22 protein-coding genes and 1 tRNA gene are annotated in these 19,259 nt (G+C 73.1%); 13 read left to right on the top strand and 10 right to left on the bottom strand.

The window, feature by feature from the left end:
* Positions 1–498 precede the first annotated feature (498 nt).
* Positions 499–915 carry a hypothetical protein gene (locus tag PV721_RS12950; RefSeq protein ID WP_319723507.1) on the top strand — a complete coding sequence of 139 codons (417 nt, stop codon included), beginning with the start codon at positions 499–501 and terminating at the stop codon, positions 913–915.
* A 61-nt stretch (positions 916–976) separates the two neighbouring features.
* On the opposite strand, the gene PV721_RS12945 is transcribed toward PV721_RS12950, so the two are convergent.
* Positions 977–1,939, bottom strand: coding sequence for a GlxA family transcriptional regulator (locus tag PV721_RS12945; protein ID WP_319723505.1), 963 nt, complete (start codon positions 1,937–1,939; stop codon positions 977–979).
* 112 nt (positions 1,940–2,051) lie between these two features.
* Here PV721_RS12945 and PV721_RS12940 point away from each other — a divergent pair, with 112 nt between their 5' ends.
* Positions 2,052–2,987 carry an NAD-dependent epimerase/dehydratase family protein gene (locus tag PV721_RS12940; protein ID WP_319723503.1) on the top strand — a complete coding sequence of 312 codons (936 nt, stop codon included), beginning with the start codon at positions 2,052–2,054 and terminating at the stop codon, positions 2,985–2,987.
* 335 nt (positions 2,988–3,322) lie between these two features.
* Here the strand turns inward: PV721_RS12940 and PV721_RS12935 are convergent, their stop codons facing one another.
* From PV721_RS12935 to PV721_RS12925, 3 genes are all read right to left on the bottom strand, one after another.
* Positions 3,323–3,907 (bottom strand): pyridoxamine 5'-phosphate oxidase family protein, encoded by a 585-nt coding sequence (locus PV721_RS12935; RefSeq protein ID WP_319723501.1) that lies wholly within the window; start codon positions 3,905–3,907, stop codon positions 3,323–3,325.
* Positions 3,908–3,943: 36 nt separating this feature from the next.
* The gene (locus tag PV721_RS12930) at positions 3,944–4,672 is read right to left on the bottom strand and encodes a VWA domain-containing protein (RefSeq protein ID WP_319723500.1); all 729 of its coding nucleotides are present in this window, start codon (positions 4,670–4,672) and stop codon (positions 3,944–3,946) included.
* A gap of 158 nt (positions 4,673–4,830) precedes the next feature.
* The gene (locus PV721_RS12925) at positions 4,831–5,424 is read right to left on the bottom strand and encodes a PadR family transcriptional regulator (RefSeq protein ID WP_319723498.1); all 594 of its coding nucleotides are present in this window, start codon (positions 5,422–5,424) and stop codon (positions 4,831–4,833) included.
* Positions 5,425–5,531: 107 nt separating this feature from the next.
* On the opposite strand from PV721_RS12925, the gene PV721_RS12920 reads away from it, so the two are divergent.
* Genes PV721_RS12920 through PV721_RS12910 form a run of 3 tightly spaced genes read left to right on the top strand, consistent with a single transcriptional unit; the run spans position 5,532 to position 8,320 of the window.
* Positions 5,532–6,653, top strand: coding sequence for an LLM class flavin-dependent oxidoreductase (locus PV721_RS12920; RefSeq protein WP_319723496.1), 1,122 nt, complete (start codon positions 5,532–5,534; stop codon positions 6,651–6,653).
* A 3-nt stretch (positions 6,654–6,656) separates the two neighbouring features.
* Entirely contained in the window at positions 6,657–7,388 is a 732-nt protein-coding gene (locus PV721_RS12915; RefSeq protein ID WP_319723494.1) for a glucose 1-dehydrogenase, read from the top strand.
* Positions 7,385–8,320, top strand: coding sequence for an alpha/beta hydrolase (locus PV721_RS12910; RefSeq protein WP_319723492.1), 936 nt, complete (start codon positions 7,385–7,387; stop codon positions 8,318–8,320). The genes PV721_RS12915 and PV721_RS12910 overlap by 4 nt, the downstream gene beginning before the upstream one ends.
* Before the next feature lie 2 nt (positions 8,321–8,322).
* Here PV721_RS12910 and PV721_RS12905 read toward each other — a convergent pair.
* A tRNA-Ala gene (locus tag PV721_RS12905) sits at positions 8,323–8,397 on the bottom strand.
* A gap of 68 nt (positions 8,398–8,465) precedes the next feature.
* Between PV721_RS12905 and PV721_RS12900 the strand changes: the two genes are divergently transcribed.
* Positions 8,466–9,017 (top strand): hypothetical protein, encoded by a 552-nt coding sequence (locus tag PV721_RS12900; RefSeq protein WP_319723490.1) that lies wholly within the window; start codon positions 8,466–8,468, stop codon positions 9,015–9,017.
* A 7-nt stretch (positions 9,018–9,024) separates the two neighbouring features.
* Here the strand turns inward: PV721_RS12900 and PV721_RS12895 are convergent, their stop codons facing one another.
* Positions 9,025–9,486 (bottom strand): hypothetical protein, encoded by a 462-nt coding sequence (locus tag PV721_RS12895; protein ID WP_319723489.1) that lies wholly within the window; start codon positions 9,484–9,486, stop codon positions 9,025–9,027.
* A gap of 54 nt (positions 9,487–9,540) precedes the next feature.
* On the opposite strand from PV721_RS12895, the gene PV721_RS12890 reads away from it, so the two are divergent.
* Positions 9,541–10,272, top strand: a complete 732-nt coding sequence (locus tag PV721_RS12890) for a class I SAM-dependent methyltransferase (RefSeq protein WP_319723487.1) — start codon at positions 9,541–9,543, stop codon at positions 10,270–10,272.
* Positions 10,273–10,283: 11 nt separating this feature from the next.
* Here the strand turns inward: PV721_RS12890 and PV721_RS12885 are convergent, their stop codons facing one another.
* From PV721_RS12885 to PV721_RS12875, 3 genes are read right to left on the bottom strand one after another with little or no spacing between them, the layout of a single operon-like run.
* Entirely contained in the window at positions 10,284–11,270 is a 987-nt protein-coding gene (locus tag PV721_RS12885; RefSeq protein WP_319723485.1) for an acyl-CoA dehydrogenase family protein, read from the bottom strand.
* On the bottom strand, positions 11,270–12,415 hold the full coding sequence (locus PV721_RS12880) for an acyl-CoA dehydrogenase family protein (RefSeq protein ID WP_319723483.1): 1,146 nt from the start codon (positions 12,413–12,415) through the stop codon (positions 11,270–11,272). Before PV721_RS12880 ends, PV721_RS12885 begins: the two co-directional genes overlap by 1 nt.
* Positions 12,415–13,092, bottom strand: a complete 678-nt coding sequence (locus tag PV721_RS12875; RefSeq protein WP_319723481.1) for an enoyl-CoA hydratase-related protein — start codon at positions 13,090–13,092, stop codon at positions 12,415–12,417. The genes PV721_RS12880 and PV721_RS12875 overlap by 1 nt, the downstream gene beginning before the upstream one ends.
* 46 nt (positions 13,093–13,138) lie before the next feature.
* On the opposite strand from PV721_RS12875, the gene PV721_RS12870 reads away from it, so the two are divergent.
* The 6 genes from PV721_RS12870 to PV721_RS12845 all read left to right on the top strand — a co-directional run bounded on the left by PV721_RS12870 (position 13,139) and on the right by PV721_RS12845 (position 18,239).
* Positions 13,139–13,390, top strand: a complete 252-nt coding sequence (locus tag PV721_RS12870; RefSeq protein WP_319723479.1) for a hypothetical protein — start codon at positions 13,139–13,141, stop codon at positions 13,388–13,390.
* Positions 13,387–14,169, top strand: coding sequence for an SDR family oxidoreductase (locus PV721_RS12865; protein WP_319723477.1), 783 nt, complete (start codon positions 13,387–13,389; stop codon positions 14,167–14,169). The genes PV721_RS12870 and PV721_RS12865 overlap by 4 nt, the downstream gene beginning before the upstream one ends.
* Positions 14,170–14,184: 15 nt before the next feature.
* Positions 14,185–14,823 (top strand): TetR/AcrR family transcriptional regulator, encoded by a 639-nt coding sequence (locus PV721_RS12860; RefSeq protein WP_319723475.1) that lies wholly within the window; start codon positions 14,185–14,187, stop codon positions 14,821–14,823.
* Positions 14,824–14,846: 23 nt separating this feature from the next.
* A complete protein-coding gene (locus PV721_RS12855) occupies positions 14,847–16,004 on the top strand; it encodes an acetyl-CoA C-acetyltransferase (protein ID WP_319723473.1) in 1,158 nt (385 codons plus the stop codon).
* A gap of 244 nt (positions 16,005–16,248) precedes the next feature.
* On the top strand, positions 16,249–16,455 hold the full coding sequence (locus PV721_RS12850; RefSeq protein ID WP_030707191.1) for a cold-shock protein: 207 nt from the start codon (positions 16,249–16,251) through the stop codon (positions 16,453–16,455).
* Between the two features lie 101 nt (positions 16,456–16,556).
* Complete coding sequence (locus PV721_RS12845) at positions 16,557–18,239, top strand: DEAD/DEAH box helicase (protein WP_319723469.1); 1,683 nt, start codon at positions 16,557–16,559, stop codon at positions 18,237–18,239.
* Between the two features lie 57 nt (positions 18,240–18,296).
* On the opposite strand, the gene PV721_RS12840 is transcribed toward PV721_RS12845, so the two are convergent.
* The gene (locus tag PV721_RS12840) at positions 18,297–19,232 is read right to left on the bottom strand and encodes a tyrosine-protein phosphatase (RefSeq protein ID WP_319723467.1); all 936 of its coding nucleotides are present in this window, start codon (positions 19,230–19,232) and stop codon (positions 18,297–18,299) included.
* Positions 19,233–19,259: the final 27 nt, after the last annotated feature.

The raw sequence follows: 19,259 nt of genomic DNA, 5'->3' as shown, positions 1-19,259 counted from the left end.
GGTGCGGGGCCCGTGCCATTGGCAGCACCCTCCCTCCGGGGAGACCCCTCATACGGTCCGTACAACGGAGTGCGGAACTCTGACACGGCGCCCGCCATGGCTCCTTCCGGACGCCGTGCTCGCACCGCTCGGCCGCAGGCGGCCTCCCGGGCTTCGCCCGGCTGCGCCGGCCTCCGACCGTCGGTGCGGGGCCCGTGCCATTGGCAGCACCCTCCCTCCGGGGAGACCCCTCATACGGTCCGTACAACGGAGTGCGGAACTCTGACACAGCGCCCGCCATGTCCCCGACCAGGGATGGCGGGCGCTGTGGCGTTCTGTAGTCGTATCGATGCGTACCGAGCCTTCTCCGGGCGGTGAGGTGAACTCCGTCGCCCGGCCGCGGACCGGCCGCCTGCGGCCCGGCTGCCGCAGCGTCACGTTCGCACGCCAGTAGGTCGATACCAAGCGGCACCTTCGCTCCGCATCGCAGTCGTACCCTTCGCGATCCGCCCGCACTTCGTGACGCCGGAGCACACCGACGTCGCGCTCAGCTCCCTTGTCATGGCGCCGGTCGGCAGAGACGGAGAATCCGGTGCGCCGGCGGACGGCTGGAACGTGAACCACGTCCAGCTGAAGGGCTACGGCGACGACGCTCACCTGGAGGTCGGGGTCCTCAGGCCAGGCGCTTGGGTCGTCTCCCACCCCGGCGCGGTACTCGATCAGTCCGGCCGGGAGGTCCGAGGCCCGCGCGGCTGCGCGGATCGCGAAGCGGACCCCTTCGAATGCTTCACCACCTCCGACCTCCACACGGAGGTCGCCTACCAGCCCGCCGACCGCTACTGGGCCTTCCAGTGGATCGAGACCGGGATCTTCCTCGCGCTCTCCGGCCTGCTGGCCTGGTTCTGCTCCTGGTGGCTGCGCCGCCGGACGGCCTGACCGCAACGAGGAGGAAGGGGCGGCCGAAGCCAACGCAACTGGCTTCGGCCGCCCCCCGACTCTACGGCCACCGGGCGTGCGCCGTGGCGCGATAGGCGCTCGGGGTCAGGCCCGTGTGGCGGGTCAGGTGGGTACGGAGGGAGTCCGCCGTGCCGAGGCCGCTGCGGGCGGCCACCTGGTCCATCGGGACGGTGGTGGTCTCCAGAATCTCGCGGGCTCGGTGCAGGCGCTGGTGCAGCAGCCACTGGAGGGGGCTGACGCCAGTTTCGGCGCGGAAGCGGCGGGTCAGGGTGCGGGTGCTCGTGCCCGCGTGCCGGGCCAGCTCGGCCAGGGTCGTCGGTTCGTGCAGGCGGGCCAGCGCCCAGGCGCGGGTGGCCGCGAGGGAGGTGCCGCGCTCGGGCGGAAGCGGGGTCTCGATGTACTGGGCCTGGCCGCCCGGCCGTACGGGGGCCGCCACGACGAGGCGGGCAGTGGCGTTCGCGACGGCCGCCCCGTGGTCGCGGCGCACCACGTGCAGGCACAGGTCGATCCCGGCCGACATGCCCGCCGAGGTCAGTACCGTGCCGTCCTCGACGAACAGTACGTCGGGCACGAGGTCGACGTCCGGGAAGAGCCGGCCGAACTCCGAGGACGCCGTCCAGAAGGTCGTGGCGCGGCGGCCCGCCAGGAGACCCGCCTGCGCGAGGACGAACGTACCCGTGCAGATGGAGGCGATGCGAGCGCCCCGGGCGGCTGCGGCCCGCAGGGCGTCCAGCACCCGGGGGTCGGTGCTGTCCCGGTCGGCCGTCCCCGTGACCATCACCGTGTCGGCCCGCTCGACCGCCTCCAGGCCGCGCGCCACCACGACGTCCGTGCCGTACCGCGCCTCCACCACGCCGGGGACGAGGGTGCAGACCGTCACCTCGTAGACGGGCTGCCCGCCGACGCTCGTCGCGCCGAACACCACCCCCGGGATCGACAGGTCGAAGGTGGTGATCGGCGGACACGCGATGACCGCGACGCGGTGCGGGCGAGTGATCGTCATGGCTCGAATCTCCGGATGGCTGGCATTCCAGCCACTACTGTACGGCCGTGCCCCGGGCGAGGGTTGACCCGTCAACAGCAGCAACTCGCAGTTAAGGCACAGGAGTACAGCCATGGCTCTGCACGTCATCACGGGCGCCGGTGCGATCGGCACCGCCACCGCACGCCTGCTCGCCGCATCCGGTGAGCGGGTCCGTGTCATCACCCGCAGCGGCGGCGGGCCCGACCATCCGCTCGTCGAGCGGGTCGCCGCCGACATCACCGACACCGACCGGCTCGCCGAGCTGCTGCACGGCGCGCGGACTCTCTACCATGCGGCCGCGCCCGCCTACCAGGACTGGCGGACCGCGTTCCCGCCCCTCGCGGCCTCCCTGCTCACCGCCGCCGAGCGGACCGGCGCCGACTACGTGATGCTGGGCAACGTCTACGGGTACGGGCCCGTCGAAGGTCCCCTCACGCCCGACCTGCCCATGAAGCCCAACTCCGACAAGGGGCGGGTACGCGCCGCCATGTGGGAGGAGGCGCTCGCCGCGCACCGGGCCGGACGGGTCCGGTTCGCCGAGGTGCGCGCCGGCGACTTCCTCGGGGCGAACGTCATGGGGCTCTTCCCCCTCGTGGCCGTGCCCGCCGTACTGGCCGGTGAGGAGGCCGTGCTGCCGGTCGGCCTCGACGCGCCACACGCCTGGTCCTACGTGGACGACGTCGCGCGGACCCTGATCGCGGTCGGCGGACGGGACGAGGGCTGGGGCCGCGCCTGGCACGTGCCCTCCACCTCCGAACTGTCCCCGAGGGAGCTGATGGGGCGGCTGGCCGAAGCCGCCGGTGCGCCGAGCCCGAGGCTCCGGACCACCACGCGGGAGGAGCTCGAGGCGGCGGCCGCGGCGGACGCCGTGATGGCCGAGATCCCGGAGATGGCCTACCAGTACGACGCCGAGCTGCGCCTCGACGCCTCCGACACCGAGCGCCTGCTCGGCGTACGGGCGACCGAACTGGACCACGTGCTCAAGGAGTTGATGTCGACCGGGCCGTCAGCGCCGACCGGGTGGTGACACCGCCGGGCGAGGCTGCCCGGGCCGGCGACGTACCGGACGACGGGGGCCGAGCTCGATTCGCTCGTGCGGGTGATGCCCGCGCGACCGACCCGGCAGGATCCCGGGGACCGGCCCGAGCCGGCCTGGGCCGGACGGACCGTCCGGGGGATTCGCGGCGCAGTGGGGGGCGCGCCGTCTGGTAACCCTCCGGATCACGGCCCCCACCCGAACCCTGCTGAGCGGGCTGCTCGGCGCCGCCGCCGCGCTGCCCGAAGCCCCGCACCTGGGTGGACGTGGACCCGGCGGCCCTCGGCCCGGCCGGAGGCGTCCTCCCGCTCAGCTAGCCGACGCGCTCACCCGGCCGACCCACCCGGCGTCGGACCACCCGGCGTCGGGCCGTCCGCCGACGAGCCGTCCGCCGCCGCGTCGCCCGGCTCCGGGTCCTCGCGCGGCGGCTCGTCGTCGTTGCCCCGGCGGACGGTGTGGGTGCCGCGCGCCGGGGTCCACGACCGCAGCACCAGGTCGTCGCCCTCCACAGTGATGTGGACGACCTCCGTCAGATCGGCGTAGAAGAGGTGGAAGGGGTGCGGGGTCTCCGTCTCCTCCGCGTACCGGTGCAGCTCGGGCGGGTCCACGAGCTCCACCGCCCGCCCCGAGATCCGTACGTCCCCGTCGGGCATCTCCTCGCCCTGGCCCGGATTGGTGTGCAGGGCGAAGCGCGGGTCGTGCTGGAGGTCCCTGGCCTTCATCGAGCCCGCCATCATGCCGAGCCACAGCTCACCGCCGCGGATGTCGACGTTCAGCCCGGACACCCGGGGAGAGCCGTCCTTGCGGAGGGTGGCCAGGACATGGTGCGGGTACTGCGCGAAGCGCGCCTGGACGGCCGCCGCGAACTCCGGCTCCGCCATCTCGAAGACTGCCCAGCTGGTGTGCGTCATACGTCCATGAAAGCGCGCGGCAGGGGCGGTCCCCGGTCAGGCGCGCACGATGCCGGCGCCGCGCGCCGCCGCCAGCCAGGCCGGGAACTCCCCGACCAGTCGGTCGTACAGTTCCGCGTCCGGGACGGTGCGCGGATCCAGGCCCGCGTGGAAGTAGCCGGCGTTGTCCACCACACGCCGGGACGGCACGGGCAGTTCGTCCAGCCGGCGCAGGAAGTCGAACTGCGTGCTGCGCGTGTTGCCGAAGCCGACGAACTGCCAGAAGAGCGGCAGCCGGGCCGCCTTGCAGAGGTACTTCTCGGCCGCGAGCTTGTTGATCGGCCCGCCGTCGGTCTGGAAGACGACGAGGGCCGGCTGGGTCGACCCCGAGTCCAGGTAGTGGTCGATCACCGCGTCCATCGCCGCGTGGTAGGCCGTCTTGCCCATGTGGCCGAGCCGGGAGGCGATCTCGGTGACCCGTCCCTCGTGCCCGGCCAGGGAGATCTCCTCGACCGCGTCGACCTCGGTGGAGAAGAAGACCACTGGTACGCGGGCGTCGTCGTCCAGGTGCGCGGACAGGCCGAGCACCCGGTCGGCGAGCGCCTGCACGCTGCCGTCCTCGTAGTACGGGCGCATCGACCCGGAGTAGTCCAGGACCAGGTAGACCGCCGCCCGCCCGCCCTCCATCCCGTACTTGCGCAGGGAGACCCCGGCGCTCTTGTAGAGGCTCACGAGCGCCGGAGCCGTCTCCTCGACCTTGCGGAGGTCTATCGCACTGCCCGTCATGGGGCGAGGGTACGTCAGACCCCGTCGCCGAAACCCGGGTCGGCCGCGAGCCGGGCCCGGTGCGTGGCAGGCGCGCGGCCGGTGCGTGGCCGGCGCGCCGCCGTGCCGTCCTCCTCCTCGGTGCCGCTGGACCCGCCGCCGCTGGACTTCCGCCGTTCCTACGGCAGCCTGCCGGGCTCCTCGAGTTCGTCGAGCCCGTTGATGTCTTCGAGCATTCCGGCCGCCAGGTCGCGCTCGGAGGCGTAGTACCGTTCGGCCCACTTGAGGGTGAGGGCCGGGTACGCCCACGCCGGCTCGTCCTTGGCGTCCTCCACGTCGGCCATCGCGCGACGGCGCATCTGCTCCGCGAACTCCTGGTGCTGCAGGAGGACTTCGCGCATCTGTTCCGGCTCCAGCAGGTGGCCCAGCCACAGCCGCAGCATCGGCCCGTGCTTGAGGACGGGCGGGTCCACCGGGGCCTTGCGGGCCCATTCCCGTACGGCCGTCATGCCCTCGTCGGTGATCCGGTACACGCGCTTGTCGCGGGTCCCGGTGTCCTGGGCGACCATCCGCGAGGAGGCGTAGCCGGCCTTCTCCAGCCGCTTGAGCTCGCTGTAGATCTGGCTGAACGACGGGCTCCAGTAGAAGAACCGCAGCGACCGGTCCGACCACTTCTTCAGGTCGTAACCGGAGAGCTCCTCTCCGAAGGAGAGCAGCCCGAGCACCGCCCAGCTGGTCGCGGGGAGCGGTCGCTTGCTCGTCTCGTCTGCCACGCAGCGCAGTCTACGACCGGCTCCCGCGGTGGCCTTCCCCCTCCAAGATATGACTGCTAGAAGTATGCCTATTAGAAAGTGACCGGCCCGCGACCTACGGAGGCCCCGTGAAGTTCTCGATGATCTTCGAGGCGCAGCTCGTCGACCCGACCCCGGAACGCGAACGCCAGGTCATCCACGACTGCGTCGAACAGGCCGTCTTCGCCGAGGAGATGGGCTTCGACCGGATCTGGGCGGTCGAGCACCACTCCCTGACCCGGTACGCGCACATGAGCGCCTCCGAGATCTTCCTGAGCTGGGTGGCCGCCCGCACCCGGCGGATCCGCATCGGCCACGGCGTCGTCACCATGCCCTTCGGCTACCAGCACCCGGTGCGCGTGGCCGAGCGCGCGGCCATGCTCGACGTGCTCTCCGGCGGCCGCGTCGACATCGGAGCCGGCCGCGGTGCCACCCGCCAGGAGATGTCCATGTACGGAGTCAGGCCCGAGGACACCTACCCGCAGATGGAGGAGGCGCTGCGGATCTTCTCCGCCGCCTGGCGGGAGCCCCAGTTCGAATGGCACGGCTCCCTCGACATCGGGCCGGGTGCGGTCCTGCCCCGCCCGGTCCAGGAACCGCACCCGCCGCTCTTCATGGCTTGCTCCCAGCACGACACGCTCAAGCTGGCCGCCGAACTCGGCATCGGCGCGCTGGTGATGGGCTTCGCCGGCGCCGACGACGTCCGCGCCATGCGCAAGGTCTACGGCGAGGCCATCGCGACGCGCACCGGCGAGCGCCTGGTGTCGTCCGAGGTCAACGACCACCTGTCCGCCCTCTGCCCGACCATCGTCCTCGACGACGCAGAACGGGCCCTGCGGCTCGGCACGCGCGGCCAGCGCTTCTTCGCCGAGTCCATCGCGCACTGGTACGGCAACGCCCCCGAGCCCACCGGTCACGCGGAGGAGGACGACCACGTGGGCGCGCTGGCCAAGGGCCGCGAGGAGCTCGTCGCCCGGCTGCACGAGGCGAACATCCCGGCCCGCCCGGTCGACACGGGCACCTACAACGCGGAGCACGCGTACGGCAGCGCCGAGACCGCCGTCGCCTACGTCGAGCGGCTGCGCGAGATCGGCGTCGACGAGGTGATGTGCCTGATCCAGATGGGCACGGTGCCCCAGGAGGCGTGCATGGAGACCATCCGTCAGTGGGGCGAGAAGGTCATCCCGCACTTCCGCGCGCTGGAGGGCTGAGCCGTGGGGGTCTCCCTCGACGGGAAGGTGGTCGTCGTCACCGGCGCCGGACGCGGTCAGGGAGCGGCCGGGGCCCGCCTGTTCGCGGAGGCGGGGGCGCGGGTGGTCGTCACGGACGTACGGGAGGACGAGGGCCGGGCGGTGGCCGCGGAACTCGGCGACCAGGGGCTGTACGTCCGCCACGACGTGGCCGACGCGGCGAGCTGGGCGGCGGTGGTGTCGGAGTCGGTCCGCGCCTTCGGCACCGTATCGGCGCTGGTCAACAACGCGGCCCTGTGGCGCACCGCCCACGTGGAACGGCAGACGCTCGACGGCTTCGAGGCCCTGCTGCGGGTCAACCTGCTGGGGCCGTTCCTCGGCATCCAGGCCGTGGCGCCGGTGCTGCGGGCGGGTGGCGGCGGCTCGGTCGTCAACATCTCCTCCACCGCCGGACTGGTCGGGATACCGGGCCACGCGGCCTACGGCTCGACCAAGTTCGGGCTGCGCGGCCTGACCCGGTCGGCGGCGCTCGACCTGGCCGCGGACCGGATCCGGGTCAACTCGGTGCACCCGGGGGCCATCGACACCCCGATGGTGGCCGAGGCGGTCGCGGGCCGGGACTGGTCGCACGTACCGCTGGGCCGGATGGGCCGGCCGGAGGAGGTCGGGGAGCTCGTCCGCTTCCTGTGCTCGGACGCGTCCTCGTACGTGACGGGCGCCGAGTTCACCGTGGACGGAGGGATGACGACGGCATGAGCGACTTCCGCACGCACGACGACGGCACGGGCCGCCACGGCGCGGGCGATCCCCTGTCGCCGGTGGCGAGGCCGCTGTGCGACGCGATGACCGCGGGCTTCCCGGGGCCGGGCGACACGGCGGCCCTGCGGGCGGCGGCGGTGTCCGCCCGGCCGGGACCGGCCGTGGCCTCGGTGCGCGACACGGCCGCGGGCGGGGTCCCGGTCCGGATCTACGACCCCGCGCCCGGCTCCCGGGACCGCCCCCTGGTCGTCTTCCTCCACGGCGGTGGCTGGGTGATGTGCGGCCTGGACACCCACGACGCGACCTGCCGCACGCTCGCCGAGGCCTCCGGCGCGGTGGTCGTCTCCGTGGACTACCGGCTCGCCCCGGAACACCCCTGGCCGGCGGCGCCCGACGACGCGCTCACCGTCCTGCTGTGGGCCCGCGAGGAGGCGGCCGCCCTCGGCTGCGACCCGGGCCGGGTGGTGGTGGCGGGGGACTCCAGCGGCGGCAACCTCGCGGCGGTGACCGCCCTGCGCGCGCCCGAACTCCTCGCGGGTCAGATGCTGTTCTATCCGCCGCTGGACGCCTCGATGGGATGCGCCTCGGTGGAGACCTACGCGGAGGGCTACTTCCACACCGCCGCCCACATGGCCTGGTACTGGGACCAGTACGGCGGGGACCCGCGGCACCCGCACGTCTCGCCCCTGTGCGCCCCCGACCTCTCGGGCCTGCCGCCCGCGCTGATCGTCCTCGCGGACTGCGACGTGCTGCGCGACGAGGGCCTCGCCTACGCCCGCCGCCTCGCAGCGGCCGGTGTCGACTGCGCGGTCCAGCTCCACCCGGGCGTCTTCCACGGCTTCCTGGGCCTGCCGCTGCCGGCCGCGCGGGACGCCCTCGCGGGGGCCGCGGCCTGGCTGGCGGCCACCCCTCGGCGCGGGGGCGAATAGGGGGCGGGGCGGCCGGATTCGAACCGGCGTCCTCCTCCATGCTGTGTAGGCGCACTACCTCTGTGCTACGGCCCCGCCCTTGCCCCGGATCCTACGGGGCGGGCGGGGCGCGGTGCACCGGAGTATTCCGAGGCATGATGTGTCCATGACTGGACTGGTCCGGCGGGTGCCGGGGGCGCTCGTACGCAACTGCCTGCTGCTGGCAGCGGAGTTCGCTGCGGTCCTGCTGCTGCGGGGCCCCGAGTGGTCCTGGGTCGCCGTCCTGCTGGCCGTCTTCGTCCTCGGCGCGGCCGTACCGCACGGCACCGGCGCGGAGTTCGTCGCCCGCACCGCGGTCGCGCTCTTCGCGGTGGGGATCGTGGTGCTCGCCGGGATCACCTGGGACCGGCACGTCCTCCACGAGCGCGGCCGCGAGGAGACGGCCGTCGTCGCCTCGCGCACGATGGTGGAGGACGGCTCCGATCACACCCCGTCCCTGCGCCTGCGCACGGAGGCGGGCCGCGACCTGCCCGGACCGGTGGCCCTGGACCTGCAGGTCGGCGCCCGCCTGACCGTGACGACGGACCCGGACGGCGGGTCCTGGTCCCTGGGAGGCCGCCCGGGCCGCCCCCTCTGGCAGGCGGCCGGCACCGCGGCGCTGCTCCTGCTCCAGACCGTCACCCTCGGCGTGCTCTGCCTGCGCCGCCCCCGCACCTGAACCGCGGCTACTCCTTGATGATGTAGGAACAACCCTTCGTGTTCTGGACGCCGTCGCTCTCCGCGACCAGCTTGCCGTCGATCTTGATGGTGCACGGGGCCTGCTGGAGCTTGCCGTCGGCGCCCGTGATCGTGCCCGGAACGACGTTCACCAGGTAGCCCACCTTCCGCTCGGCGGCGGTGAGTTCGGCCGTGCCCGACTTCGACCACGGCAGCGTCTGCTGCTCGAAGCCGCTGCCGATGCCGCTGTACATGACCGCCGTCTTGCCGGTGCCCCCGACCTCCAGCGTCACCTCGTGGGTCGCGCCGCCGGCCTTCGCCGGCGGCGCGGACGACGCGGGGGCCGGCGAGGCCGCGGCGGGCTTGCCGCTGTCGGCGGCCGGCTTCGGGGCGTCACTGCCACAGCCGGTGAGGAGCACCCCCGCCGCGCACAGCGCCATCGCGGACATCGCGGTCTTCGTCCTTCGCATGTTCCTGATCCCTCGTCCTTGTTGCTCGTTTGCTTGATCGAAAACAATGGACGCATGACGACACGCGCCCGTTCCTTCGATTCCGCAGCCGCTCTGTACGCCGCGAACCGGCCCGGCTACCCACCGGCCCTCTTCGACGCCCTCGAGGAGCTCGCCGGGCGGCCGCTCGCCGGGGCGCGCGTGGCCGACGTAGGGGCGGGGACCGGGATCGCCACGGCGCTGCTGCACGAGCGCGGGGCCGAGATCCTCGCCGTGGAGCCCGGGGACGGGATGGCCGCCGAATTCCGGCGGGCGAACCCCTCGATCCCGCTCGTGCGCGGGGACGGGGACCGGCTGCCCCTGGCGAGCGGCGCCTTCGACCTCCTCACCTACGCCCAGGCCTGGCACTGGACCGACCCGGCCCGCTCCGTCCCCGAGGCCCGCCGGGTGCTGCGCCCCGGCGGCGCGCTCGCCGTCTGGTGGAACGACACGGACTCCGGCGTTCCGTGGATCGCCGAGCAGGAGGAGCGGCTGCGCGTCTTCTTCCGGGCCGCCGAGGGGGTGAACGACTACCGCACCCTGCCGAAGGGGCTGGGCGAGTTCACCACGCGCACCCTGCGCTGGTCCCGCCGCATCACGCTCGACACCCACCTCGCCAACCTCGCCAGCCACTCCGCCTTCCTGGTCCTCGGCGAATCCGGCACCAGGGAGTACTTCGCAACCGAACGGGAGCTGCTGGCCCCGCTCTTCCCGGACGGCACCGTCGAGGAGCACTACGTCGTGACCCTCAGCCTCGCGCGGGTGTGACGGCCACCCCTCTACCCGGTGCGGGACCGCAGGACCTCCGCCCGGCAGGCCGACGGCGTACCCCACGCGTCCCGCAGCGGGCGGGCCTTGCGCAGCCACAGAGACAGGTCCAGCTCCTCCGTGTAGCCGACCGCGCCGTGCAACTGGAGGGCGGTCGTCGCCGCCGCGTACGCCGCCTCGCCCGCGGTGAGCTTCGCCGCCGCCACGTCGGCCGGGGACAGCGACAGGGCGGCCGCCCACAGCAGGGGCCGGGCGAACTCCAGGGCCAGCAGGGTGTCCGCCAGCCGGTGCTTGACCGCCTGGAACGAGCCGATCGGGGCGCCGAACTGGGTGCGCTGCTTCGCGTACGCCACCGTGCGCGCCAGCAGTGCCTCGCCCACGCCGAGGCACTGCGCCGCCGTCAGCAGCCGCGCCCACCGCCCGGCCGTCTCCGCCGCCGCCGTGACGGCGGGGCCCATCGCGAGCAGCGCCCCGGTCGCCGGCGGGCGGGAGAGCCTGCGGACAGGGTCGAGGGAGGCCAGCCGTTCGCCCACGATGCCGTGGGTCAGGTGGAGCCGGCCCGCCGCCGACACCGTGAAGCAGTGCGTCACCGCGTCCGCGTCCAGGGCGTACGGGCTCCCGCCCGGCAGGGTCAGGGTGGCCGAGATCCCGCCCGAGGCCAGTCCCGGGAGGAAGAGCTTCGCCAGGGCCTCGTCGCCCAGCTCGGAGAGCAGTACGGAGGCGGCCGCGCTCTCCACCACCGGCCCCGGCACCCCTGCCCGACCCAGCTCCACGAAGCCCAGGGCCAGCTCCAGCGGCAGCAGGCCCGCTCCTCCGTACTCCTCCGGCACGGCCAGAGCGAACAGGCCCGTCTCCGCCAGGCGGGCCCACACCGACCGCCCGGGGTTCAGGTCGCCGGCCGCCCACGCCCGTACCGCCGCCGGCACCTCGGCCGTTCCCAGCAGGGAGCGCAGCGTACGGGCGAAGTCCGACTGCTCGTCGGTCAGCAGGAAGCGCATCAGCGGCGGCCCTTCGGCAGGCCGAGCAGCCGCTCGGCGATGATGTCGCGCTGGATCTCGTTCGTGCCCGCGTAGATCGGCCCGGCCAGCGAGAAGACCCACGGCTCGGCCCACTCGCCCGCGGCCAGCTCCGCGTCCGCGCCCAGCAGGTCCAGCGCCGTCTCGTGCAGGGCGATGTCGTACTCCGACCAGAACACCTTGTTCAGGCTGGACTCGGCGCCGATGGTCTCGCCCGCCGCGAACCGGGAGGCGTTGGCCCAGGTGAACAGCTCGTAGGCGCGCGCCCCGACCACTGCGTCCGCCACCCGGTCCCGCAGCGCGGTGTCGGAGGGATCCCCCTGCGCCCGCCACAGCCCGGCCAGCCGGTCCGCCGCCGCCAGGAAGCGGCCGGGGGAGCGCAGGGTCAGCCCCCGCTCGTTGCCGGTCGTCGACATGGCGATCCGCCAGCCCTGCCCCGGCTCCCCGATCACGTCCCCGTCCGGTACGAACACCCGGTCCAGGAAGAGCTCCGCGAAGGCCGGCTTGCCGTCGAGGCGGCCGATGGGCCGCACCGTCACCCCCGGCGCCCTCAGGTCGAACATCAGGTACGTCAGCCCCTGGTGCGGTTTCGGGGCGTCCGGGTCGGTGCGGAAGATGCCGAAGGCGCGGTCCGCGAAGGCCGCCCGCGAGGACCAGGTCTTCTGCCCGGACAGCAGCCAGCCGCCCTCCGTCCGCACCGCCCGCGACTTCAGGGAGGCCAGGTCCGAGCCTGACTCCGGCTCCGACCAGGCCTGCGCCCAGATCACCTCGCCGCTCGCCATCGACGGCAGCACCCGCGCCCGCTGCTCCGCCGTCGCGTGGTCGAAGAGGGTCGGCGCGAGGAGGTTGATGCCGTTCTGCGACACCCGGCCGGGCGCGCCCGCCGCCCAGTACTCCTCCTCGAAGACCAGCCACTTCACGAGGTCCACGCCCCGGCCCCCGTACTCCTCGGGCCAGGACACCACCGACCAGCGGTCCGCGTGCAGCAGCGCCTCCCACTCCCGGTGCGCGGCGAAGCCCTGCCCCGTCTCCAGGGAGGGCAGGGGGGCGGCGGGCACGTGGGCGGCCAGCCAGGCCCGGGCCTCGGCCCGGAAGGCCTGCACGTCGGGTGCGTGGTCGAGGTCCATCAGGTGTTCGCCTCCTTCATGGCGGCCGTGTTCATGCCGCCGAGCGAGTCCGCCGCTTTCTCCGCGTTGTGGGCGTGCGCCAGGTGGTGCAGGCCGAACGCCGAGTCCATGCCGGTGTGGAGCCCCTGGAGGTCCTCGGCCCGGTTGACGGCCCGCTTGGGCAGGGCCAGGCCGAAGCCCGGTATCTCGGCGGTGCGCAGGGCCGGCCGACCGGTCTCGTCCGCCAACTCCGCACGCCCCACGACCCGGTTGGCCACACCCAGCTCGTACGCCCGTCGGGCCGGCGTCCGGTCGCCCGTGTACAGGAACTCCTTCGCGATGCGCGGCGGCATCGCCCACGGGTGGGCGAAGTACTCGACGCCGGGGTCCGACTCGCGCGCGAAGCGGGATTCGGCGCCCGCCCGGCCGGAGGGGTCCCACCACAGGCCGGCCCGCCGCTCGAAGGGGAGATGGGCGTCGCGCTCCGGGGTGCCGATGTCGTGGCCCGCGGAGAAGTGCTGCCCGGCCCCCGCCAGGACGGCCACCTTGACCTCGGGGTCGTCGGCGGCGCGGTAGAAGGCATCGTCCAGGGCGCAGGTCATGGCCCTGTTCTGCGCGTTGCGGCAGCGGGGGCGGTTCATGGTCACGTACGCGACCGGGCCGCGCCGCTCGTACAGCACCACCGGGGCTTCGGGCATGCGGAGATCCTTCCCTAACAAGTGTTTGGTAGGTTAACGTACGGCCATGAGCAGCGTCGAGGAGTTGCGCACCGGGGTTCGGACGTGGCTGCGGGCCGAACGCCTCGCGCCGGAACGCCACATGGCGGCCCACGGCCGGACCTGCCTCGGCCGGCCCGTCGAGCACGGCCTCGACGACCGCGAGCGGCTCTTCCCCTTCTCCCGCGCCGGCACGGTCTGCGCCGCGGGCTCGGACGGGATCCGGCGCACCCTCACCGCCGAGCGGATCCTCGGCCTTCCCAAGGAGGTACGGGCGTGAGCACCCCCGACTACGTCCCCGGACACGGACTGCTGAAGGACCGCACCGCCGTCATCACCGCGGCCGCCGGCGCCGGCATCGGCGGGGCCGCCGCCCGCCGCTTCCTGGAGGAGGGCGCCCGCATCGTCATCGGCGACGCCCACGCCCGCCGCCTGAAGGAGACCGAGGGCGCGCTCGCCGCCGAGTTCGGGGCGGACCGCGTCGCCTCCCTGCCCTGCGACGTCACCGACGAGGACCAGGTCGCGGCCCTCTTCGCGCTCGCCGAGCAGACCCACGGCCGCCTCGACGTCGTCGTCAACAACGCCGGACTCGGCGGCACCGCCGCCCTCGTCGACATGACCGACGAACAGTGGGGCAAGGTCCTCGACGTCACCCTGAACGGCACCTTCCGCTGCACCCGCGCCGCGCTGCGCTCGTTCAAGGCGTCCGGCAGGGGCGGCGTCGTCGTCAACAACGCCTCCGTCGTCGGCTGGCGCGCGCAGACCGGCCAGGCCCACTACGCCGCCGCCAAGGCCGGGGTGATGGCGCTGACCCGCTGCGCGGCCCTGGAGGCCGCGGAGTTCGGCGTACGGATCAACGCGGTCGCCCCGAGCCTGGCCATGCACCCGCACCTGGCGAAGGTCACCAGTGAGGAACTGCTGGCCGAACTCACCGCCCGCGAGGCCTTCGGCCGGTACGCCGAACCCTGGGAGGTCGCCAACGTCATCGTCTTCCTGGCCAGCGGCTATTCGTCGTACATGACGGGCGAGACCGTGTCGGTCAGCAGCCAGCACCCCTAGGCCGAGAATGGACGCGTGCCAACGAACCAGCCGAACCAGCCGACGCCCAAGAAGAAGCCGCAGGTGACGGCCTCACCCGAGCGGCGCCGCGAACTCCTCGACACCGCCGCCGAGGTCTTCGCCGCGCAGGGGTACAACGCCACCACCGTCCGCAAGATCGCCGACGCCGCCGGCATGCTCGCCGGCAGCCTCTACTACCACTTCGATTCCAAGGAATCGATGCTCGACGAGATCCTCTCGGCCTTCCTCACCGAACTGTGGCAGGGGTACGACACCGTCCTCGCCGCGGGCCTCGGCCCCAGGGAGACCATCGAGGCCCTCGTCACCGAGTCCTTCCGGGAGATCGACCGGCACCGCGCCGCCGTCGCGATCTACCAGAAGGAGTCCCGCACCCTCTCCGCGCAGCCCCGCTTCCACTACCTGTCCGACTCGCAGCAGAAGTTCGAGAAGGCCTGGCTGGGGACGCTGGAGCGGGGGGTCGCCGCCAAGGTCTTCCGCGCCGACCTCGACGTCCGCCTCACCTACCGCTTCGTGCGCGACACGGTGTGGGTGGCGGCGTCCTGGTACCGGCCGGGCGGACAGCACAGCCCCGAGGAGATCGCCCGCCAGTACCTGTCGATGGTGCTGGACGGGATCGCCCTACGCCCCGCGTGACAGATCCGATCCGAGGAGTCCCGATGCCCGAGGCCTACCTAGTCGATGCGGTACGCACCCCCGTGGGGCGGCGCAAGGGCGGGCTGTCCGCCGTCCACCCGGCCGACCTGGGCGCGCACGTCCTGAAGGCGCTGGTCGAGCGGTCCGGGGTGGACCCAGCCGCCGTGGAGGACGTGGTGTTCGGCTGCCTCGACACGGTGGGACCGCAGGCGGGCGACATCGCGCGGACGGCCTGGCTGGCGGCGGGCCTCCCGGAGGAGGTGCCCGGGGTCACCGTCGACCGCCAGTGCGGGTCCTCGCAGCAGGCCGTGCACTTCGCGGCGCAGGGAGTGCTCTCCGGGACCCAGGACCTGGTCGTCGCGGGCGGCACCCAGAACATGTCGATGATCCCGATCGCCTTCGCCTCGCGGCAGGCGGCCGAGCCGCTGGGCCTCACCGAGGGTCCGTACGCGGGATCGGCGGGCTGGCGGGCGCGGTACGGGGACGCCCCGGTCAACCAGTTCCACGGCGCCCAGCTGATCGCGGAGAAGTGGGGCATCACCCGGCGGGACATGGAGGAGTTCGCCCTCCGCTCCCACCAGCGGGCCCTGCGGGCGATCGACGAGGGGCGCTTCACCCGCGAGACGGTGGCGTACGGGGACGTGGCGGTGGACGAGGGCCCGCGCCGGGACACCACGCTGGAGAAGATGGCGGCCCTCGAGCCCGTCGTCGAGGGCGGCACCATCACCGCAGCCGTCTCCTCGCAGGTCTCGGACGGCGCGGCGGCCCTGCTGATCGCCTCCGAGCGGGCCGTACGGGAACACGGCCTGCGGCCGCGGGCCCGCATCCACCACCTCTCGGTCCGGGGCGAGGACCCGATCCGCATGCTGTCCGCGCCGATCCCGGCGACGGCGCACGCGCTGAAGAAGACCGGCATGACGCTGGCCGACATCGACCTGGTGGAGATCAACGAGGCCTTCGCCCCGGTGGTGCTGGCCTGGCTCAAGGAGACCGGGGCCGACCCGGAGCGGGTCAACGCCAACGGCGGCGCGATCGCCCTGGGCCACCCGCTGGGCGCGACGGGCGTGAAGCTCATGACCACGCTCCTGCACGAGCTGGAACGCACCGGGGGCCGCTACGGCCTCCAGACCATGTGCGAGGGCGGCGGCCAGGCCAACGTGACGATCATCGAGCGGCTGTAGCCCGGTCCGGCGGGGCCCCCGACACCCCCGGCGACCGGGGCCCCGACGGGAGTTTTCACACGGACGACGCAGGTCACACGCCTGCGGGCACATCCACGCACGGAGGTGTGCTAGCTTAGAGCTCGTTGCAGTTGTGGTACCCATGAACTTTATGTGCGCCTGACGGGAATGTTCCTCAGGCGCTTTTATTGTTTTGCCGGAATCTCCGGATGGGGCCCTTTGCCGCCTATTCAGGAGATTCAAAATGGCACTTGGCACCGTGAAGTGGTTCAACTCGGAAAAGGGCTTCGGCTTCATCGAGCAGGACGGTGGCGGCCCGGACGTCTTCGCCCACTACTCGAACATCGCCACCCAGGGCTTCCGTGAGCTCCAGGAGGGCCAGCGCGTGTCCTTCGACGTCACCCAGGGCCAGAAGGGCCCCCAGGCGGAGAACATCCTCCCCGCCAACTAAGTACGTCAGCTTGCCGGGGTCCGCACCGTGAAGGTGCGGGCCCCGGCTTGTCTGCTGTTTCGACCTTGTTGTACCTGCCGGTTTCAGGAGGGCATTTCCGCATGACCAGCTCCAGCTCCGCACGACCCAGCCGCCGCCCCACCCGGGGCCGAGGCGCGGCCCAGGGACGTCCGAAGGCTGGTGCGGGACGGCAGAAGTCCGCCCCCGTTGCCAGGCCCCAAGAATTCACCATGCCCGAACCGCTGACCCCGGCGCTCCCGCCGGTCGCCGCGTTCGAGGACATGGACATGCCCGAGGCGCTGCTGAAGACCCTCGCAGCCCAGGGCGTCACCGAGCCGTTCCCGATCCAGGCCGCGACGCTGCCGAACTCGCTCGCCGGCCGTGACCTGCTCGGCCGCGGCCGCACCGGATCCGGCAAGACGCTGGCCTTCGGCCTGGCGCTGCTGGCCCGTACCGCCGGCCACCGCTCGCAGCCGAAGCAGCCGCTCGCCCTGGTCCTCGTACCGACCCGCGAGCTCGCGCAGCAGGTCACCGACGCCCTGGCCCCGTACGCCACGGCCGTCAACCTGCGCATCGCGACCGTCGTCGGCGGCATGTCGATCAACCGGCAGTCCGGCGCCCTGCGCCGCGGCGCCGAGGTGCTCGTCGCCACCCCCGGCCGTCTCAAGGACCTCATCGACCGCGGTGACGCCGACCTCTCGCAGGTGGGCATCACCGTCCTCGACGAGGCCGACCAGATGACCGACATGGGCTTCATGCCGCAGGTCACCGCGCTGCTCAAGCAGGTCCGGGCCGACGGCCAGACCATGCTCTTCTCGGCGACGCTGGACAAGAACATCGACAAGCTCGTCAAGATGTTCCTGCACGACCCGGTCGCCTTCTCCGTCGACCCGTCCGCCGGCGCGGTCAGCACGATGGAGCACCACGTCCTCTACGTCATGGACGAGACCGACAAGAAGGCCGTGGCCACGCGTATAGCCGCTCGCGACGGCCGGGTGATCATGTTCGTCGACACCAAGCGCGGGGTCGACCGTATGGTCAAGAAGCTCCTCGCGGACGGCGTCCGCGCCTCCGGCCTGCACGGCGGCCGCTCCCAGCCGCAGCGCAACCGCACCCTGGACTGGTTCAAGACGGGCGAGGTCACCGCACTGGTGGCGACGAACGTCGCGGCGCGCGGCATCCACATCGACGACCTCGACCTCGTCGTGAACGTGGACCCGCCCACCGACCACAAGGACTACCTGCACCGCGGCGGCCGTACCGCCCGCGCCGGCGAGTCCGGCAGCGTGGTCACCCTGGTGCTGCCCGACCAGAAGCGGGACATGACCCGGCTGATGTCGGACGCCGGGATCTCCCCGCGCACCGCGCAGATCAAGTCCTCCGACGCGGAGCTGTCCCGGCTGACCGGCGCCAAGGAGCCCTCGGGCATCCCGGTGGTGCTGGACGTGCCGCAGCCGACCGCGCCGAAGCCGCGCAACGGATCCGGATCCGGTTCGGGCTCCGGCTCGCGCCGCCGGTCGGGCGGGCCGCGCACCGGCTCCGCCACGGGCGGCGCCCCGGCGGCCGGCGGCCGCGGCCACCGTTCCGGTGGCGGCGCTTCCGGGCAGGCCCCGGCGGCCTCCGGGTCGGGCCAGGCCCGCCGCGGCGGCCAGGGCGGCGGCGGGGCCACCGGCTCCGGCGAGCGCGGCCGGCGCACCGGTGGCGGCGCCACCGGTGGTGCGGCCGCGGCGTCCGCGCGCAGCAGGGTCGGCTCCGCGGGACAGGGCCGCCGCCGCGCGGTCTGACCGTACGGACTCCGCGCCGGGCAGTGCGACACGCACTGCCCGGCGCAGTCGTTTCCGCTAGCGGACCATCTTCTTCTGGAGCTTCGCCAGCGTCCGCAGGTCCAGGCCCAGGCCCTGCGTCAGGTAGCCGTAGAAGCTGCCGTAGTCGGCCTCCATCTGCGTCGTCGCCGCGTCCAGGTAGTCCTGGCGGACCTCCTGGAGCGGGATCAGCAGGTCGGGGTTCTGCATGCGCCCCGACTGCTTGAGGCCCGCCCGCAGCCGGGCGTCGTAGGCGGCGCGGAAGGTGTTCGACTCCAGGTAGTCGCGCTCGGCGGTGTCCTCGGGGACGGCCAGCGCGCGCAGCAGGACGTAGCTCGTCCAGCCGGTCCGGTCCTTGCCGGACGTGCAGTGGTAGAGGATCGGCCCCTGGGAGCCGTCCGCGATCTCCCGCAGGGTCGCCGCGAACTGCGCCCGGTTCTCGGGGCTGGTCACGAAGGTCCGGTAGATGTCGCGCATGTAGGCCTCGGCGCGGCCGCCGCCGAGCATCTGCTCCTGTGTGACGGGGTCGCCGCTGGCGATCGCGCCGACGAGGGTTCCGTAGAGGCCGAGGTCGCTGACCGGGCGCGAGGTGGGGGTGAGCCCGGGCGGCAGCCGGTCGGCGCCGTCGTACTGGAGCTCCATGGGGATGCGGAAATCGACGACCTTCGTGAGGCCGAGACCGGAGACGGTGGTGACGTCGGCGTCGGTCAGCTTGCTCAGTGCGTCGGAGCGGTAGACGAGCCCCTGGCGGACCGTGCCGCCGGTCCAGGTGCGGTAGCCGCCGAGGTCACGGACGTTGACGGCGCCCTGGAGGGGGATCTGACGGATCGGTTCTGTCTGCTGGTGGGACTGGTGGTGCCGGGCGCTGACCCCGGCTCCGGGCGCCGCCGCCGCGTACGCGGAGGCGGGCAGGGTTCCGATGGCGAGGGCGGCGGCGGCCGCCGCGGTCGCCAGGCGGATGCGGGCACGGCTCATGGAGGCGACTCCTGTGACGGAGAAGGG

The organism is Streptomyces sp. MB09-01, assembly GCF_033794505.1.
Lineage (GTDB): Bacteria > Actinomycetota > Actinomycetes > Streptomycetales > Streptomycetaceae > Streptomyces.
This window is presented reverse-complemented; position numbering and strand designations above follow the sequence as displayed.

Coding starts and splice junctions, on each gene's coding strand:
- PV721_RS12840 (WP_319723467.1), bottom strand. CDS start 19,232: ATGAGCCGTGCCCGCATCCGCCTGGCGACCGCGGCGGCCGCCGCCGCC.
- PV721_RS12900 (WP_319723490.1), top strand. CDS start 8,466: ATGACTGGACTGGTCCGGCGGGTGCCGGGGGCGCTCGTACGCAACTGC.
- PV721_RS12930 (WP_319723500.1), bottom strand. CDS start 4,672: ATGACGGGCAGTGCGATAGACCTCCGCAAGGTCGAGGAGACGGCTCCG.
- PV721_RS12885 (WP_319723485.1), bottom strand. CDS start 11,270: ATGCGCTTCCTGCTGACCGACGAGCAGTCGGACTTCGCCCGTACGCTG.
- PV721_RS12850 (WP_030707191.1), top strand. CDS start 16,249: ATGGCACTTGGCACCGTGAAGTGGTTCAACTCGGAAAAGGGCTTCGGC.
- PV721_RS12880 (WP_319723483.1), bottom strand. CDS start 12,415: ATGGACCTCGACCACGCACCCGACGTGCAGGCCTTCCGGGCCGAGGCC.
- PV721_RS12890 (WP_319723487.1), top strand. CDS start 9,541: ATGACGACACGCGCCCGTTCCTTCGATTCCGCAGCCGCTCTGTACGCC.
- PV721_RS12895 (WP_319723489.1), bottom strand. CDS start 9,486: ATGCGAAGGACGAAGACCGCGATGTCCGCGATGGCGCTGTGCGCGGCG.
- PV721_RS12845 (WP_319723469.1), top strand. CDS start 16,557: ATGACCAGCTCCAGCTCCGCACGACCCAGCCGCCGCCCCACCCGGGGC.
- PV721_RS12935 (WP_319723501.1), bottom strand. CDS start 3,907: ATGACGCACACCAGCTGGGCAGTCTTCGAGATGGCGGAGCCGGAGTTC.
- PV721_RS12875 (WP_319723481.1), bottom strand. CDS start 13,092: ATGCCCGAAGCCCCGGTGGTGCTGTACGAGCGGCGCGGCCCGGTCGCG.
- PV721_RS12945 (WP_319723505.1), bottom strand. CDS start 1,939: ATGACGATCACTCGCCCGCACCGCGTCGCGGTCATCGCGTGTCCGCCG.
- PV721_RS12870 (WP_319723479.1), top strand. CDS start 13,139: ATGAGCAGCGTCGAGGAGTTGCGCACCGGGGTTCGGACGTGGCTGCGG.
- PV721_RS12910 (WP_319723492.1), top strand. CDS start 7,385: ATGAGCGACTTCCGCACGCACGACGACGGCACGGGCCGCCACGGCGCG.
- PV721_RS12855 (WP_319723473.1), top strand. CDS start 14,847: ATGCCCGAGGCCTACCTAGTCGATGCGGTACGCACCCCCGTGGGGCGG.
- PV721_RS12940 (WP_319723503.1), top strand. CDS start 2,052: ATGGCTCTGCACGTCATCACGGGCGCCGGTGCGATCGGCACCGCCACC.